Here is a 15,422-nt window from a genome sequence, read left to right as displayed (position 1 = left end):
CCCGAGGGCGGGTTTCAGCGGCGGCGCGGCGCGGCCTTCTTCGCGGCCTGGCGGGCCGGCTTCTCCGCCTCGGCGGCAGCCTGCAGCGGTGCGAGCGCAGCCAGCGCGTCGAGCTGGGTCAGCAGGCGCTGCAGGTAATTGGGCGCCAGCGCCTGCAGCTGCTGCAGGGCGCGTGCCACCAGCACCTGGCTGTTCAGCGGTCCCAGGTGATCGGGCACCGGCGCGCTGACCTCGGCCATGCGCCGCGCCACGCGCAGTTGGCTCCAGGTGCGTTGGTGTGCTTGCACGTGGCGCAACTCGGGGCCCGCATGGGCCTGAAGGTCTTCCAGCAAGGCGGTCAACGGGCTGGCCGTGCGCGCAATGCGGGGGCAGGGCAGCGGCACCGGCAGCACGGCCGAGCGCTGCTGCAGCCGGTCGATCAACTGCTCGCGCAGCGCGCCGGGCGGCTGCGCGGCGGCGCGGCGGGCCAGCGCCTGCAGCACGCGGCGGCGTACCGCGTCGGCCGGCTGGGCCTCGGCCCAGGCGACGGGATCGCCCATCGCCGTGGCGTTCATGGGGCGGGCGCCGCCACCGCGCGCCGCGGCCGCGGCGTGGGCGCGATCTCCACACGCCGGTTCAGCGCGCGGCCGGCCGCGTCGTCGTTGGACGCGACCGGCTGCTGCGGCCCGAAGGCGGCTGCGAACACCACGTCCGGCGGCAGGCCCTCGGCCATCAGCGCCCTTGCCACGTTCAGCGCGCGCTGGGCGGATAACTCCCAGTTGTCGGCGAAGGACATGCCCTTCACCAGCGCGCGGTCATCGGTGAAGCCGCTGACCATCAGGATCTCGTCGCGCTGCGCGAGGTAGGTGCGCAGCGGCGTGGCCAGGCTCTGGATCAGCGCGCGGCCGTCGGCATGCAACTGGTCCGAGCCGGTCGCGAACAGCACTGCGCCGCTGATGCCGATGCGGCCCTCCACCAGCGTGATGCGGCCATCCGCCAGCGGGCCGGCCAGCGCGCGCTCCAGCGCCTCGCGGCGCGCCTGCTCGGCCTGGCGCTGCTCGACCTCGGCCTTCAGCTGGTTGGCCAGGTCAAGCTGGCCCACCAGTGCGGCGGCCAGCACCAGCACGAAGGCGCCCAGCACGCCGGCCATCAGGTCGCCGAACGCCGCCCAGGCAGGCGCCCCGACGCCTTCCTGTTCCATCTCCAGCGGCTCATCCATTTGCAGCCGCCGTGTTTTGCAGCGCGTCCAGCACCTGCTTCTGGGAGCCCAGGCACAGGTCGATGACCTCCCGCGCCTGCGCCACGTAATAGCCCAGCTGCTCGTCGCTGCGCGTCATGGCACTCGCCAGACGCTCCTCCAGCGCGGCCAGGTGCTGCACCAGCTGCGCGTTCGCGCCCTGGAACTGCTCCACCGCGGCGCCAAAGCCTTCGCCCAGGCTGGCGATGTCGGCGGCGCTGGCGGCCAGCATGGTGGCGGCGTCCGACAGCGTCTGCCCGGTGGTGTCGGCCTGGGCCGTGAAGCGCTGGCCCAGCGCCTCCAGCTGAGCGGCCGAGCTGTCCACCAGCGTGCCGACCTGCGACGCCGCGCTGCCGACCAGCGCCTCGATGGCCGCCCGCTGCTCGCCGGCCGCCTGCTGCAGCGAAGCCAGCAGCGTGGACACGGTCTGCATCAGCTCCGCGCGCTCGGCCAGCGCGGCGCGGTCCTGGGCCTGGCTCTGCGCCAACTGCTCGCGCAGGGCGGCGACCACTTCGACGGCGGCGCGCGGCGCCTCGCCGGCGGCCTGCAGCAGCGCGCCAGCCTCGGCCAGCGTCGACTGCGAGTGCGCCTGGGCCTGCGCGACCAGTTCGCGCGTGTGCGCCAGCAGCCCGTCGGCCAGGTGCTGCTGCTGCGCCAGCTGCGTGCTGCCGGCCGTGTGCAGCTCGGCGCGCCAGGCGGCCAGGCGCTCTGCGTCGTGAGCGGCGTGCGCCGACTGCAGCTGGCCATGGGCCTCGGCCATCGCGCCGATGGCGGCCTGCGTCTGCGCGGTGAAGCTGGCACTCAGCTCGGCCAGTGCGTCCTGCGCGCGCTGGCCGCTGGTGGCCAGCAACTGCTGCGCGGCTTCGCGCTGCGCGGCGAGCAGCTGCTCGTTGGCCTCACGCTGCTCGGCGATGGCCTGCGCTTCGGCGCGTGCCTCGGCACGGCGCTGTGCGTCGATGTCGGCCTGCAGCGCCGCATGGCGGGTCTGCGTCTCGGCGATGCGGTCCAGCAGGTCCTGGGTCTGTGTCGCGAAGCCGGTGGTCAGCGCGGTCAGCGCGTCCTGCGCTCGCGCGCCGCTGTCGGCAAGCAGTTGCTGCGCGGCCTCGCGCTGGGCGGCCAGCAGCTGCTCGTTGGCCCTGCGATGCTCGGCGAGTACCTCGGTGTCGGCGCGTGCCTCGGCGCGGCGTTGTTCGTCCTGCTCGGCTTGCGCGGCCTGCTGGGCGGCGTGTGCGGCGGCAACGCGGTCCAGCAGCGCCTGCGTCTGCGCGGCGAACTGCGCCGCCGTCTGCGCCACGGCCTGCTGCGCGGCGCTGCGTTGTTCGGCCAGCGCCTCGACCTGGCCTTGCAGCGTGGCCGCGCGCTCGGCCTCGGCCTCGGCCAGTGCCGCCTGCTGGCGCGCAGCAGCGTCGTTCAGCGCGGCCAGCAGCGCCTGCGCCTCGGCGGCCCCGCGTTCGGCGAGCCGATCCACGGCCTGCTGCGTCGCGGTGCCGGTGTCGGCCAGCAAACGCAGCGCGGCTTCGCGTTGCTGTGCCAGGCCGGCGGCCTGCGCCTGCGCGGCGGCTTCATGCTGCTGCGCGAGGCGCGCGGCCCCGTCCTCGAAGCGGCTGCCCAGTGCGCCCAGCTGATCGGCCACCTGCGTGCCCACGCGCTCGTGCAGTGCGGCGGCCTCGCGTGCGATGCCGGCCATGGCGGCCTCGGCGGCGGGCTGGATGGCCGCGCCGGCCAGGCGCGCGGCCTCAGCCAGGCTGGTGCGCAGTGTCGCGTCGACGTTGTTCGCCAGCGTCGTGTAGGCCTTGCTGGTCTCGCCGTGGAAGCGCTCGTTCTGCGCGGCGAGCTGGTCGGCCATGCGCTGCGCAAACTGCTGCAGCTGATCGACCAGCTGCAGCTGGTGGCTGCGAGCCGTTTCGGCCGCGGCGGCGTCGGCGGCCTGCTGCGCGGTCTCGCGACGGTGCGCGGCCGTCAGCGGGCGCAACGGGCCCAGCAGCGCGGTGTCCAACTGCGCGACCGTGGCCGCGCGCTCGCGGCGGGCCAGTGCCACCATCAGGCCCAGCATGGCCGAGCCGGTCACGCCGGCCACGCTGGCGCTGAACGCCAGGCCCAGGCCCTGCACCGGCGCGCCGAGCGCCGTGCGCAGTGCGGCCAGATCGGCCGACGCGCCCAACGCCGTGGCGGTGCTGCTCAGTGTCAGCACCAGGCCGATGAAGGTGCCCAGCATGCCCAGCAGCACCAGCAGCCCGGCCAGTGCCGGCGCCAGCGCCAGCCCCGGCAGCGCCACGCGCAAGCCGTCCAGGCGTTGCTGTACGGTCGCGCGCAAAGCGGCGGGCACGCGCGCGATCCAGCCGTCACCGGCGTCGCCCGCCAGCGCCGTGCCCAGTTCGCGGCTGGCGCGGCGGAAGGCCGTCAGCTCCCACACGCCGACGGCGAAGAAAGCGGCGATCAGCAGCGTCATCGCCAATGCCACCGGGTGATGGCGCGCGGCGGCCAACCCGGCGCCGGCGATGCCGGCAAGACCGGCGGCCAGCGCGAGGGGGTACAGGGCGTTCAGGAAACGGTTCATCGGGATCCGGTCGGGTGCAAGGCCTCAAGGGGCTCTATGAGGCCCAGCACCGGTTGAAGTCTCAGGTCCAGCTCGGCGCGCAGCAGGCGCTGCAGGTCGGCCCAAAAGCGAGCGCGCCAGCGGCGCGGGTCTACGGCTTGGTGGGTCTCGGCACGCTTGGTCAGCAGCGCCGGCAGGCCGGCCAGCGCCTGCCGCTCAGCCCCAGCCATCGCGCGCTCCAGCACGGCGTCCAGTTGCGCCAGCCGCGCCAGTTCGCCCGACACCTCGGCCAGCCGGGGCCGCAGGCGGTCGCGCAGCGTGGCGACGCGCGCGGCCATCGCGCGCTGCTGCTGTGCGTGGTGCAGCCGAAACGGCGCCAGCAGGTCGGCCAGTGGCAGGTTGTCGGGCGCCACGTCGTCCGCGTCGCGCGACAGCAGCGCGTCGTCGAAGCCGGCGGCGAGGTCCGCGCGCAGCCGCTCCAGCGCGGCAAGCGCCCAGTCCAGCGCCTCGCGCCGCGTAGCGGCGTCGGCAGCGCTGCCGGGTGCCGTCGCCAGCACCTGCGACAGCCCGATCGCATCGGCCCAGCCCAACCCCGCGCCCAGGCGCGCAGCCACCGGCGCCGCCGCGGGTGCGGGCGCGATGCCCCACTGCAGCAGCAGGCGCGGCAGCGGGTCGGTGGTGGAAATGGCAGGCGGTGTCACAGGCAGGCGCGGCGTCGCGGCGTCGCGCGAGCAAAAAGGGCGAGATTTTAGTGAGGCCGCGATGCAGCGCCCGTGGGGCGCCCGCGGCGATGGCCGCCCGGGTGGTGGGGGCATGCGAGCGGCGCAGAATGCCGTGTCCCCCGCAGTTCGGCCATCCCATGCACACCCACGACCTCGCCGCATGGCGGCACGCGCATGTTTTTGACAGCGGCAACGCGGCCGGCGAGCGCGGCACGCGACGCGTGCTGTGGATCACCGCCGCGATGATGCTCATCGAGATCGCCGCGGGCTGGTACTACAACTCCATGGCCCTGCTGGCCGACGGTCTGCACATGAGCAGTCATGCCGTCGCCATTGGCCTCAGCGTCGCGGCTTACGCCGCCGCGCGCCGGCATGCTGGCGACACGCGCTTTGCGTTCGGCACCTGGAAGATCGAGGTGCTGGGGGGCTTTGCCAGCGCTATCTTCCTGCTGGGGGTGGTCGCGCTGATGGTCTGGGGCTCGGTCGAGCGGTTGCTGAAGCCTGAGGCCATCCACTATCCGGAAGCGTTGACGGTCGCGGTGCTGGGGCTGGTCGTCAACCTCGTCTGTGCGCTGATCCTGGGAGACGCACATCACGACCACGACCACGATCATGGCCATTCGCAGGGCCACGGGCACCACCACGACCTCAACCTCAAGTCCGCCTACTTGCACGTGGTGGCCGACGCGGCCACGTCAGTCGCGGCCATCGCGGCGCTGGCCGGCGGCTGGTGGTTGGGTTGGATCTGGCTGGACCCGGTCATGGGCATCGTGGGCGCCGCCGTCGTGGCGGTTTGGGCCAGGGGCCTGATCCGCGATACCGCTGTGGTGCTGCTGGATCGCGAGATGGACCATCCCGTCGTCGACGAGATCCGCGAGGTCATCGCGGCGCACGGCGCAGCCAGTGAAACGGTCATCTCCGACCTGCATGTCTGGCGTGTGGGTCGGGCCAGCTATGCCTGTGCGCTGGGCCTGGTCACGCATGACCCCGGCCTGACGCCGGCCCGCGTGCGTGAATGGCTGTCCGTGCACGACGAGATCGTGCACACCACTGTCGAGATCCAGCGCTGCGAGGCTTGAAGCCACGCACCCCAGGGTCTGGAGTGACCCTGGCGTATGGCGTTCGTGACCCGCCGGCGGCGGGCCTCAAATCATCAACGCGAGTTCGGGCCCGGGCCGCGGTTGGCCAGGTGGCGGAACGTGATGCGGCCCTTGCTCAGGTCGTAGGGCGACATTTCCAGCGACACGTTGTCGCCGGCCAGGATGCGGATGTGATGCTTGCGCATCTTGCCGCCGGTGTAGGCGATGACCTTGTGGCCGTTCGTCAGCGTCACGCGAAAGCGCGAGTCCGGCAGGATCTCGTCGACTACGCCATGCATTTCGATCAGTTCTTCCTTGGCCAAGTGTGGGGCTCCGTTTCGATAAGTTGGGCGGGACGCCGGGCACGTGGCCGTGCCGGCGACAGATGCGGCCTGCGACAGCCGCGCGGGGTCAGTGGCAATGCGCCCAGGCCAGGCCTTCAGTCCGGGCGTAGCGCAAGGCTGCCGTCTGGCTCTGAAAACGCGGCGTGAATTGCATCACGCGGTCCACGCTGGCCATGCCCTGGCCGGACCGGATCGAGACGAGGGCGTCGAAACCGCCACCATCGCGAGCTTGAGTCATGGGGGAGACGACATACCGTCCCACTTCGATATTGTTGTTCTTGTTCATGTTCTTCTTCTGAATGTTGCGGCGGCGGCCGTCAGGCCGCCGCTGCCTTGTGGGCGCCGTGCGACGCCCAGGGTCGCTCAAAGCGAGCGGATGTTCGAAGCCTGCAGACCCTTGGGGCCTTGCTTGGTCTCGAACTCCACCTTCGCGCCTTCAGCCAGCGAGCGGAAGCCGCCGCTGTTCTTGATTTCGCTGTGGTGGGCGAACAGGTCCTTGCCGCCGCTGTCAGGCGTGATGAAGCCGAAGCCCTTGCCGTCGTCGAACCACTTCACGGTGCCGATTTCAGTTGTCATGGTGTTTCCTTTTGGATTTGAAATTGAAGAGAACTCCGCCAGCGACATGCTGTGCAGAGGCAGAAACACTCAAGAACACTCACCGGGAGTTGCTGAAGCGAGCCGCTCGCAAGAAGGGCCAGGGGGTGGCCAGCGGGGCTGCAGATAAGACCTTGAGAAAACGGCCTTGCGCGAATCTGGGATGGATTTTACACGCGAAGCGCGCACCAGTCATCCAGGCGGGTGGGCGCACTTCACGGACAGTCGTTTTCAGTGCCGGCCCGGCGCCTGCGGCGGACCGTTGTCCGGCTTGCGCGGGAACGGCGCGAACATGGCCCCCAGCACCGATGGAATGGCCGCGAACATCACGACGATGAAGTAGGTCTTGTAGCCGACGGCGTCGGCCAGCGGGCCCGAGATCATCTGCGTAGGCACCAGCGTCAGGTTCATGATGGAGTTGGCGAACGCATAGTGGGTCATGTGGAATCGACCCGGGGAGATCTGCTGCATCATGTACAGCATGTTGGCCACGAAGCCGAAGCTGTAGCCGAACTTCTCCACGGTCACCAGCGTCGCCACTGTCCAGAACGACAGCGAGTGGCCCGGGCCCGCCAGCTGCGACAGCACCACGAAGCACAAGTGCGGGATATTCAGGCACAGCGCCATGAACACGAGGGTGCGGCGGTTCAGGCCGAACTTGGACAGGAACATGCCGCCCAGCAGGCCCGCCGACAGGCTCACCACCGTGGCGATGGTGCCGTCGATCAGGCCTTTGTCCTTGAGCGACAGGCCCACGCCACCGGCTTCGACCGGTGCCTGCAGGAACAGCGGCGCCAGCTGCAGCAGCAGGCCTTCGGAGCTGCGATACAGGAAGACAAACATCAGCATGCCCCAGATGCTGTCCTTCTTGAAAAAGTCGACGATCGCTTCCCAGAAGTTGCCGAAGGCCGCCTTGACGCTCACCGGCCGATCGCCCACGCTGCCCGTGGGCAGCATGAAGCGGTGGTAAAGCGCCAGCAGCAGCATCGTCGCGGCCGAGAGGCCCATCGCCCACTGCCAGGCCTCGGTGTTGCTCAGGCGGTGGTCTTCCTTGAGCGAACCCGCGAACCACACCACCAGTGCGGTGCCGAACAGCCGGCCTACGTTCCAGAATACGCCCTGCACGCCGATGTACTTGGCCTGGCCCTTGGCATCCAGCGCGGTGATGTAGACCCCGTCCACGCAGATGTCCTGCGTCGCGGACGCGAACGCCATCACCCACAGCAGGGCGATGGTGATCTGGAAGTAGTTGGGCAGCGGCAGCGCGACCGCAATGCCGCACAGCAGCAGCGCCATGACCACTTCCATCCACAGCACGAAGAACTTCTTCGTCTTGAACATGTCCAGGAAGGCGGCCCACAGCGGCTTCAGCGACCACGCGATGCCGATGCTGGCCGTGGCCAGCGTGATCTCGCCATCACTGTGGCCCAGGTCCTTGAACATCGTGCCGGCCACCCAGATGACCATGGCGAACGGGATGCCTTCGGCGAGATAGGACGACGGCACCCAGGCCCAGGGGTTGCGGATGCGGAGGGGTTTCGTGCTCATGCGGTTGAAATCGGCTGAAACTTTTCTGGCCCAAAGCTCAACGAATCGTCACGACGGAAGTCTGGTTGGACAGCGTTGTCATTTCGAGTCGACCGTGGGCCTTGGGAGGCGCGTCGCCACGGCGCCGGGAGGCGGTCGTGGTCAGCGTGCCGGCATGCTAGAGGTGAAACCGGGCGTCGCTCATCAGGGTTACGCCAGGGGTGCGTGGGGCTTGCTTCTGGGCGGCGCCCCACCGCGCTGCCGAAGTTCGGCAGCGCCAACTCCAGTGGCCTGGCGGCTAGGGCCGCGTCAGCGGGGCGGCGCGGTGGGAGGGGTCTGGTCGATGAACGCGGCCACGTCGTCCAGCACCGGTGCCAGCCAGCGCAGCGGCGCGCCGAACGCGCCGATCAGCGAGGCGTGGCCGACGCGGTCGTAGAACTTCAGCGTGACCGGCACGCCGGCAGCCTGCAGCCGGGTGGCCAGCGCGGCGGAGTTCTGCTGCGGGTCGACGAGCGTGTCCTTGACCGCCGCACCCAGGAAGCTCGGCGGCGCCCCCACGCCGGCGTGCTGCAACGGTTGCGTCCCTTCGGGGTAGCGCGGGTGGAAGAACACCGGCTGCACGTCCGGGTTGTCGGTGGGCAGGAAGTTGTACGCGCCCGCCAGCCCGATGAAGCCGGCCAACTCCTGGGCCTTGTGGCCCTGGGGCGCCAGCCAGCGCGAGTCCAGCGCCAGCATGGCTGCGTTGTAGCCGCCCGCGCTATGCCCCATGACGAACACGCGCCGGGGGTTGCCGCCCAGCGAGCCGGCATGCGTCAGGCCCCAGGCCAGCGCCGCGGCGCTGTCGCGCAGAAAGTCCGGGTAGCGCACCTCGGGGTACAGGCGGTAGTCGGCCACCAGCGTCAGCACGCCGCGTGAGGCCAACGCTTCGCCGACAAACGCGTAGTCGCCCCGCTCGCCCTGGTTCCACGAGCCGCCATAGAAGAACACCACCACCGGCCAGCCCCCCGCAGGCGCAGCGCGCGTGGGGCGGTAGACGTCCAGCTGCTGCCGCGGGCCGGGCCCGTAGGCGGTGCCGACCGTGCGGGTGTGCGTGGCGCTGGGGGCGAGCGCGTTCAGCGGCCCCGTTGCCGAACATCCGGTCAGGTAACCGGTCACGAGCAGGGCGGCGAGTAGCGCGAGGCAGGATCTGACGGTCATGGGCTTGGTACGCAGCGGCGGCGATATTGGATCTGCCGCGCTCAAAGCTGCGCGCGCAGCGTCCGCGCCAGCGTTTCCCACGCCCGTTCCGACAGCGGGCGGTCGCGCCAGGCCTGCAGCGTGATGCGCTGTGCCCGGGCCCAGTCGGCCTCGAACACCGCCTGCTGCTGTTTGCCGAACTCCGCGTTCAGCACGTTCAGGTTGGCCTCGTCATTGAGCCGGAACGAGCGGTTGTCGAAATTGGTGGACCCCACCGACGAGAACACGCCGTCCACCACCAGCCCCTTCACATGAAACATCGTCGGCGCGTACTCCGCGAACTCGATACCGGCTTCCAGCATCGGGCCCCAGGTGCTGCGCGAGGCCTTGCGCACGGTCTCGGAGTCGATGTGACCGCTTGGCGTCAGCACGCGGACCTTCACGCCGCGGCGGGCGGCATCGATCAGCGTGCGGATGGTCAGGTCGTCCGGGACGAAGTACGAGTTGGCCAGGTCGATCGTCTTGCGCGCTGCCGTGATGGCCAGCAGGTACATCAGGTGCATGCTCTCGCTGCCGCCGCTGGGCGAGCTGCTGAACATCTGCGCCGCATACGGGCCCGTGGGCTGCAATGCCGGAAAGTAGGCTTCGCCGTGCAGCACCTCGCCGGTGGCCCGCATCCAGTTGTCCAGGAACACCGACTGCATCTGCGCCACCACGGGGCCCGTCACGCGGAAGTGTGTGTCGCGCCATTCGCCCGCATGGCGCGCGTCGCCGCGCCATTGGTCGGCGATGCCCACCCCGCCCGTGAAGCCCACCCGGCCGTCCACCACCAGCAGCTTGCGGTGCGTGCGGTTGTTCAGGCGGCCCCAGTGGCTCCAGTGCGGCTCGTGGAACCGCTCGCAGGCCACACCAGCGGCCTTCATCTCTTCAAGCATCCCGTCGTCGATCTTGAGGCTACCGACCCAGTCCAGCAGTACATGCACCTTCACACCCGCCCGGGCGCGCTCGGTCAGGGCGTCGACGAACTCGCGCCCGATGCTGCCCGACCAGTAGATGTAAGTCTCGAAGTTGACGGTGTGCTGCGCCGAGCGAATGGCCGCCAGCATGGACGGGAAGATCCGGTCGCCGTTGAGCAGCGTCTCCACCTGGTTGCCTTCCAGCAGCGGCGGCCCCAGCAGCGCGCTCAACGAGCGACGGAACTCCGCGTCGTCCGTCTCGTAGAGCTTGGGCAGCTGCACGTCAATCTTCTTCTCGGCCGTCCACAGGTTCTGGAACAGCAGCACCACGACCAGCGTCGCGGCGACGGTGGCCAGGATCACGACCGCGTGGGATGACATGGACACCTTCATGAGATTGCGCAGTGCTTGCTGCTGACGTGCGGTTGGGGGCGCAGCGATGCTAGGCAGTGCGCCGCCCGGCCCGCGTAGGCCGGTGCCGCGTCCTCGCCGGCTGCAACCGGTGTGCTGCCGGCGTGCTGCCGGCCGGGCACGCCCCCGGCACCGGCTCAGCGTGCCGCCAGCGCCGCCACCAGGGCCTTGGCCACGGCTTCGCTCGAACTCGGGTTCTGGCCGGTGATGAGGTGCCCGTCCTGCTCGACGTGGCTGAGCATCGGCAGCAGCGCGGAATGGAAGTCGGCGCCGCTGGCCTTCATCTCGTCTTCCAGCAGGAAGGGCACGACATCCTTCAACCGTGCCAGAAACTCCTCGGCATTGGTGAAGCCCGTCGCGCGGCGGCCCTGGAAGAAGGGCTGGCCATCGGCACGCCGGGCCTGCACCAGCGCGGCCGGGCCGTGGCAGACCGCCGCGATCACCTTACCGGCCGCATCGTGACGCGCCACCAGCGCGTGCAGCGTCGTGTCCGTGGCCAGGTCCACCATGGGGCCGTGGCCGCCAGGGATGAACACCGCGTCGAAGTACTCGTTCTGCACTGACGCCAGCGTCACGCTGTGCTGCAGCGCGGCCAGGGCCTGCGCCCACTGCTCGCGCTGTTTGTCGTCTGGTTCGGTCTTCGGGTCCAGCGGCACCACGCCACCCTGGGGCGAGGCGACCGTCACGGTGATGCCGGCCTCGATGGCCGCCTGGTAGGGCACCGCGAACTCCTCCAGCCACAGGCCAGTCGGATGATCGGGCGCGAGTTGGGTGGCGCTGGTGGTGACGAAAAGGGCGTGCATAGCTGGCTTTCAACGTGGCAAACCGCAAATCTAGGCAGCTGGCCGCCAAAGGCGTGTAGGTGGAAATGCCACCGTGGACATCCATATGCCTGATACCGCAGGCGGAGGCGTGCCACAGGAAAGTCGCCCATCACCAGCAGGCGGCAGAGCACCAGATCCATCGCCAGCAGTTCGGCCAACGCGGCGTCGTGCCGTCGGGCGCCCCCAAGGCGGTGTGCACCAGGACCGGCTCCACTGCAGCGCCTCCTCGCGGCGACGCGGCACGTCGGCCATTTCCGAAGCGGTTCAGGTCAAATCTAATTTCCCACGTCGAGTGCTACCCGCGCAACCGCCTGTACAACGTATTCCTACTGACCCCCAGCCGCCGCGCCGCCTCGGACACGTTGCCGCCCACAGCCGCCAGCATTTCGCGAATGTGGGCCTCGGCCAGTTGCCGCAGCTCGCCGCTCAGCGGCGCCGCTGACGCTGGCTCAAGGCTGGCAGCCTCCGGCGCGTCACGCACCTCGTCACCCACCAGCGCCGCCGTCACCACGTCCTCGCCGTCGTCCAGCAACGCCACCCCCGTCCTCACCACGTTCGCCAGCTGCCGCACATTCCCCGGCCAGCGGTAGCGGCTGAACAAGCCCATCACCTCGTCATCGACCCGCAGCGCCCGCTCCGGCGCTTCGGCCTTCAGCAGGCGGGCGACCAGCTCGTCCAAGTCCGACCGCTCGCGCAGCGGCGGTAGGCTCAGCGTCAGGCCGTTGAGGCGGTAGTACAGGTCTTCGCGGAAGCGGCCGGCGGCGACTTCGTCCTTCAGGCGGTGGTGGGTGGCGCAGATCAGGCGGAAGTCAACGGCCACCGCCGCGCCGCCGCCCAGCGGCGTGACCTGGCGGTCCTGCAAAACCCGCAGCAGCCGGGCCTGCATCGCCAGCGGCATGTCGCCGATCTCGTCCAGGAACAGCGTGCCGCCGTGGGCTTCGCGAATCCTCCCTGGCGCGCCATGGCGGTTGGCGCCGGTGAAGGCGCCGGGGCAATAGCCGAAGAGTTCGGCTTCGATCAGCGTCTCGGGCAGCGCCGCGCAGTTGACGGCCACGAACAGTTTGTCGCGCCGCGCGCTGCTGGTGTGGATGGCCTTGGCCAGCAGCTCCTTGCCGGTGCCGCTTTCGCCTTGCAGCAGCAGCGGGATGGCCGGCTTTTCCAGCAGCTTGCGGGTGCGGGCCAGCAGCGCACGCAAGGCGGCGTCGCCGGTGTCCAGCGCGGAGAGCGCGTCCTGCGGGCGCCAGGCGGCGTCGGTGGTGCAGCGCACGGGTGCCGGGCGTGCCACGGGCGCGAGGGGGCTGCGTCGCAGCGTCTGGCCGGGCTCCAGCTGCAGCCACAGCGGGGCGGCGCCGGCACCCCCTGGCAGCGCGCGCGGTGCGGTGCCGAGCGACAGCAGTGCGCGTACATCCAGCCCCAGCACGCGCTCCACGGTGGCGGCGCCGATGTCCGGTCGCGTGAGGCCCAGCAGTTCCAGCGCGGCGGTGTTGGCGCCGGTGACCCAGCCGTCTTCGCTGAGTGCGAGCAGGCCTTCGGTGACGGTGCCCAGCCCCTCCACCTGGGCGTGCAGGCGCAGGTGCAGGCCGGCGCGGAAGCGGTCCAGGAAGAGCTGGTGCTCGATCATCCGCGCGCCGCTGCGGGCCAGGGCGAGCGTGTGGCGGTGGTAGCCGCGGCGGTCGCCGGAGATGTCGAGCACGCCGAGCAGCGTGCCGGCGGGGTCGGCAATGGGCGCGGCGGCGCAGGTGAGGAAGCCGTTGCGCGCCAGGTAGTGCTCGCCGGCGTGCACGACGACCGGGGCACCCTCGGCCAGCGCGGTGCCGATGGCGTTGGTGCCGCGCCATTGCTCGCTCCACACGGCGCCGGGGCGCAGCGCGACGCGGGCGGCGCGGTCGGCAAAGTGGGCATCGTCGCCGGCAGCGTGCAGCAGCAGGCCGTGGGCGTCGGCCAGCAGCACGAGGCTGTCGCTGCCCTGGACCTGCTGGTTCAGGAAGGCCATCACCGGCCGGGCGTGGGCCATCAGCGCGTGGCGGTGCTCCAGCGCGCGGGCCAGCTGGGCGGCGCTGGCGTGGGGTGCGCCTTGCGGGCGGCCCTCTGGCGCGAGGCCGAAATCGCGGCAGCGCGCCCAGCTGGCCTGCAGCGGGCCGGCAATCAGGCCACTGGCGACGGTGCCGGTGTCCAGCCACTGGCGGCGGGCCAGGCGGATGCGCTCGGGCGGGGTGGGTGCGGACATGCGGCAGGTCTCCTGGCGGCCTCGTATTGAAGGCTCTGCGGCGGACAGTAGCCTGACAGCGCGCCGCGTCAAGCGCTTGGCGGCTTTGCGCCCCAGCTGTGCCGGAACGGCGCGCCGCGCCGGGCAGCCTGTTCCGTTTTGTGACAGTGGCCGGCGCGGCGGTGCGGTGTTTCGGCGCTGCATGGGCCGCTGTCGTTGCAAGCGGCGCTGGCATGCGCATTGCGCTTGCCGAGGCGACCCGGCCGTTCAACGCCGGGCATCCAACCGTTTCGGAGACAAGCCCATGACCGTTTACGCCGCCCCCGGCGCCGCTGGCGCCAAGATTGCCTACAAGCCCCGCTACGACAACTTCATCGGCGGCAAGTTCCAGCCGCCGGTCGAGGGCCAGTATTTCGACGTGATCTCGCCGATCAACGGCAAGGTCTACACGCAGGCCGCGCGCTCAGGCGCCCGCGACGTGGAGCTGGCGCTGGACGCCGCCCATGCCGCCGCCGCCGGCTGGGGCGCCACGCCGCCGGCCGAGCGGGCCAATGTGCTGCTGAAGATCGCCGACCGCATCGAGCAGAACCTGGAACTGCTGGCCTACGCCGAGACGGTGGACAACGGCAAGCCGATCCGCGAGACGCTGAATGCGGACGTGCCGCTGGCTGTGGACCACTTCCGCTACTTCGCCGGCTGCGTGCGGGCGCAGGAGGGCGCGCTCAGCGAGATCGATGGCAACACCATCGCCTATCACTTTCACGAGCCGCTGGGCGTTGTCGGCCAGATCATCCCGTGGAACTTCCCGCTGCTGATGGCGGCGTGGAAGGTGGCGCCCGCCCTGGGCGCCGGCAACTGCGTGGTGCTGAAGCCGGCCGAGAGCACGCCCATCGGCATCCTGCTGTTCGCGGAGCTGATCGCGGACCTGCTGCCGCCGGGCGTGCTGAACATCGTCAACGGCTACGGCAAGGAGGCCGGCATGCCGCTGGCCACCAGCAAGCGCATTGGCAAGATCGCTTTCACAGGCAGCACGGCGACGGGCCGGCAGATCGCGCAGGCGGCGGCGGCCAACCTGATCCCGGCCACGCTGGAGCTGGGCGGCAAAAGCCCCAACCTGTTCTTCGACGACGTGATGGCCGAGGACGACGCCTTCCTCGACAAGGCGATCGAGGGCCTGGTGCTGTTCGCGTTCAACCAGGGCGAGGTCTGCACCTGCCCGAGCCGCGCGCTGATCCAGGAAAACATCTTCGACAAGTTCATGGCGCGCGCCATCAAGCGGGTGGCGGCCATCAAGCAGGGCAACCCGCTGGACACCGAGACCATGATGGGCGCCCAGGCCTCGGCCATGCAGATGGACAAGATCGAGACCTACCTGGCACTGGGCAAGGAGGAGGGCGCCAAGGTGTTGATCGGCGGCGGACGCGCGCAGCTGGGCGGCGACCTGGCGGGCGGCTACTACATCCAGCCGACGCTGTTCCAGGGCCACAACCAGATGCGCATCTTCCGCGAGGAGATCTTCGGCCCCGTGCTGGCTGTGACCACCTTCAAGACCGAGGCCGAGGCGCTGCAGATCGCCAACGACACGCCGTACGGCCTGGGCGCCGGCGTGTGGACGCGCGACGGCAGCCGTGCCTACCGGCTGGGCCGCGCCATCCAGGCCGGCCGGGTGTGGACCAATTGCTATCACGCCTACCCGGCACATGCGGCCTTCGGCGGCTACAAGGAGTCCGGCATCGGCCGCGAGACGCACAAGGGCATGCTGGACCATTACCAGCAGACGAAGAACCTGCTGGTCAGCTACTCGCCGAACGCGCTCGGGTTCTTCTGAGTA

At 70.3% G+C, this 15,422-nt stretch carries 14 protein-coding genes; 2 read left to right on the top strand and 12 right to left on the bottom strand.

What is annotated here, in order from left to right:
• Positions 1 to 14 precede the first annotated feature (14 nt).
• Genes ACG02S_RS09580 through ACG02S_RS09565 form a run of 4 tightly spaced genes read right to left on the bottom strand, consistent with a single transcriptional unit; the run spans position 15 to position 4,453 of the window.
• Positions 15 to 554 (bottom strand): DUF2894 domain-containing protein, encoded by a 540-nt coding sequence (locus ACG02S_RS09580; RefSeq protein ID WP_394470226.1) that lies wholly within the window; start codon positions 552 to 554, stop codon positions 15 to 17.
• On the bottom strand, positions 551 to 1,198 hold the full coding sequence (locus ACG02S_RS09575; protein ID WP_394470225.1) for an OmpA family protein: 648 nt from the start codon (positions 1,196 to 1,198) through the stop codon (positions 551 to 553). The genes ACG02S_RS09580 and ACG02S_RS09575 overlap by 4 nt, the downstream gene beginning before the upstream one ends.
• Entirely contained in the window at positions 1,191 to 3,773 is a 2,583-nt protein-coding gene (locus tag ACG02S_RS09570; RefSeq protein WP_394470224.1) for a hypothetical protein, read from the bottom strand. Before ACG02S_RS09570 ends, ACG02S_RS09575 begins: the two co-directional genes overlap by 8 nt.
• Positions 3,770 to 4,453, bottom strand: a complete 684-nt coding sequence (locus tag ACG02S_RS09565) for a DUF3348 family protein (protein WP_394470223.1) — start codon at positions 4,451 to 4,453, stop codon at positions 3,770 to 3,772. Before ACG02S_RS09565 ends, ACG02S_RS09570 begins: the two co-directional genes overlap by 4 nt.
• A 158-nt stretch (positions 4,454 to 4,611) precedes the next feature.
• Between ACG02S_RS09565 and dmeF the strand changes: the two genes are divergently transcribed.
• A complete protein-coding gene (gene dmeF / locus ACG02S_RS09560; protein ID WP_394470222.1) occupies positions 4,612 to 5,553 on the top strand; it encodes a CDF family Co(II)/Ni(II) efflux transporter DmeF in 942 nt (313 codons plus the stop codon).
• Positions 5,554 to 5,627: 74 nt separating this feature from the next.
• Here the strand turns inward: dmeF and infA are convergent, their stop codons facing one another.
• From infA to ACG02S_RS09520, 8 genes are all read right to left on the bottom strand, one after another.
• Positions 5,628 to 5,876 (bottom strand): translation initiation factor IF-1, encoded by a 249-nt coding sequence (infA, locus tag ACG02S_RS09555; protein ID WP_394470221.1) that lies wholly within the window; start codon positions 5,874 to 5,876, stop codon positions 5,628 to 5,630.
• 88 nt (positions 5,877 to 5,964) lie between these two features.
• Positions 5,965 to 6,183 carry a hypothetical protein gene (locus tag ACG02S_RS09550; RefSeq protein WP_394470220.1) on the bottom strand — a complete coding sequence of 73 codons (219 nt, stop codon included), beginning with the start codon at positions 6,181 to 6,183 and terminating at the stop codon, positions 5,965 to 5,967.
• 77 nt (positions 6,184 to 6,260) lie between these two features.
• Positions 6,261 to 6,473: a cold-shock protein gene (locus ACG02S_RS09545; RefSeq protein ID WP_394470219.1), complete on the bottom strand. Its 213-nt coding sequence runs from the start codon at positions 6,471 to 6,473 to the stop codon at positions 6,261 to 6,263.
• A gap of 249 nt (positions 6,474 to 6,722) precedes the next feature.
• Positions 6,723 to 8,039: an MFS transporter gene (locus ACG02S_RS09540; RefSeq protein WP_394470218.1), complete on the bottom strand. Its 1,317-nt coding sequence runs from the start codon at positions 8,037 to 8,039 to the stop codon at positions 6,723 to 6,725.
• A 288-nt stretch (positions 8,040 to 8,327) separates the two neighbouring features.
• Complete coding sequence (locus tag ACG02S_RS09535) at positions 8,328 to 9,215, bottom strand: alpha/beta hydrolase (RefSeq protein WP_394470217.1); 888 nt, start codon at positions 9,213 to 9,215, stop codon at positions 8,328 to 8,330.
• Between the two features lie 41 nt (positions 9,216 to 9,256).
• Positions 9,257 to 10,531: a phospholipase D-like domain-containing protein gene (locus tag ACG02S_RS09530; RefSeq protein ID WP_394470216.1), complete on the bottom strand. Its 1,275-nt coding sequence runs from the start codon at positions 10,529 to 10,531 to the stop codon at positions 9,257 to 9,259.
• 167 nt (positions 10,532 to 10,698) lie between these two features.
• Positions 10,699 to 11,364: a type 1 glutamine amidotransferase domain-containing protein gene (locus ACG02S_RS09525; protein ID WP_394470215.1), complete on the bottom strand. Its 666-nt coding sequence runs from the start codon at positions 11,362 to 11,364 to the stop codon at positions 10,699 to 10,701.
• Positions 11,365 to 11,680: 316 nt separating this feature from the next.
• Positions 11,681 to 13,612, bottom strand: coding sequence for a sigma-54-dependent Fis family transcriptional regulator (locus ACG02S_RS09520; protein ID WP_394470214.1), 1,932 nt, complete (start codon positions 13,610 to 13,612; stop codon positions 11,681 to 11,683).
• Positions 13,613 to 13,895: 283 nt separating this feature from the next.
• Here ACG02S_RS09520 and exaC point away from each other — a divergent pair, with 283 nt between their 5' ends.
• A complete protein-coding gene (gene exaC / locus ACG02S_RS09515; RefSeq protein ID WP_394470213.1) occupies positions 13,896 to 15,419 on the top strand; it encodes an acetaldehyde dehydrogenase ExaC in 1,524 nt (507 codons plus the stop codon).
• Positions 15,420 to 15,422: the final 3 nt, after the last annotated feature.

The organism is Pelomonas dachongensis, assembly GCF_043555865.1.
Taxonomy (GTDB): domain Bacteria; phylum Pseudomonadota; class Gammaproteobacteria; order Burkholderiales; family Burkholderiaceae_C; genus Pelomonas; species Pelomonas dachongensis.
Note: the sequence above shows the minus strand (reverse complement) of the source record. Positions and strands in the feature narration are given on the sequence as shown.

What these genes read in the sequence shown, in the direction of transcription:
- exaC (WP_394470213.1), top strand. Translation starts at nt 13,896, where the DNA reads ATGACCGTTTACGCCGCCCCCGGCGCCGCTGGCGCCAAGATTGCCTAC.
- ACG02S_RS09520 (WP_394470214.1), bottom strand. Translation starts at nt 13,612, where the DNA reads ATGTCCGCACCCACCCCGCCCGAGCGCATCCGCCTGGCCCGCCGCCAG.
- ACG02S_RS09525 (WP_394470215.1), bottom strand. Translation starts at nt 11,364, where the DNA reads ATGCACGCCCTTTTCGTCACCACCAGCGCCACCCAACTCGCGCCCGAT.
- ACG02S_RS09535 (WP_394470217.1), bottom strand. Translation starts at nt 9,215, where the DNA reads ATGACCGTCAGATCCTGCCTCGCGCTACTCGCCGCCCTGCTCGTGACC.
- ACG02S_RS09575 (WP_394470225.1), bottom strand. Translation starts at nt 1,198, where the DNA reads ATGGATGAGCCGCTGGAGATGGAACAGGAAGGCGTCGGGGCGCCTGCC.
- ACG02S_RS09540 (WP_394470218.1), bottom strand. Translation starts at nt 8,039, where the DNA reads ATGAGCACGAAACCCCTCCGCATCCGCAACCCCTGGGCCTGGGTGCCG.
- ACG02S_RS09545 (WP_394470219.1), bottom strand. Translation starts at nt 6,473, where the DNA reads ATGACAACTGAAATCGGCACCGTGAAGTGGTTCGACGACGGCAAGGGC.
- ACG02S_RS09550 (WP_394470220.1), bottom strand. Translation starts at nt 6,183, where the DNA reads ATGAACAAGAACAACAATATCGAAGTGGGACGGTATGTCGTCTCCCCC.
- ACG02S_RS09580 (WP_394470226.1), bottom strand. Translation starts at nt 554, where the DNA reads ATGAACGCCACGGCGATGGGCGATCCCGTCGCCTGGGCCGAGGCCCAG.
- ACG02S_RS09530 (WP_394470216.1), bottom strand. Translation starts at nt 10,531, where the DNA reads ATGTCATCCCACGCGGTCGTGATCCTGGCCACCGTCGCCGCGACGCTG.
- dmeF (WP_394470222.1), top strand. Translation starts at nt 4,612, where the DNA reads ATGCACACCCACGACCTCGCCGCATGGCGGCACGCGCATGTTTTTGAC.
- ACG02S_RS09570 (WP_394470224.1), bottom strand. Translation starts at nt 3,773, where the DNA reads ATGAACCGTTTCCTGAACGCCCTGTACCCCCTCGCGCTGGCCGCCGGT.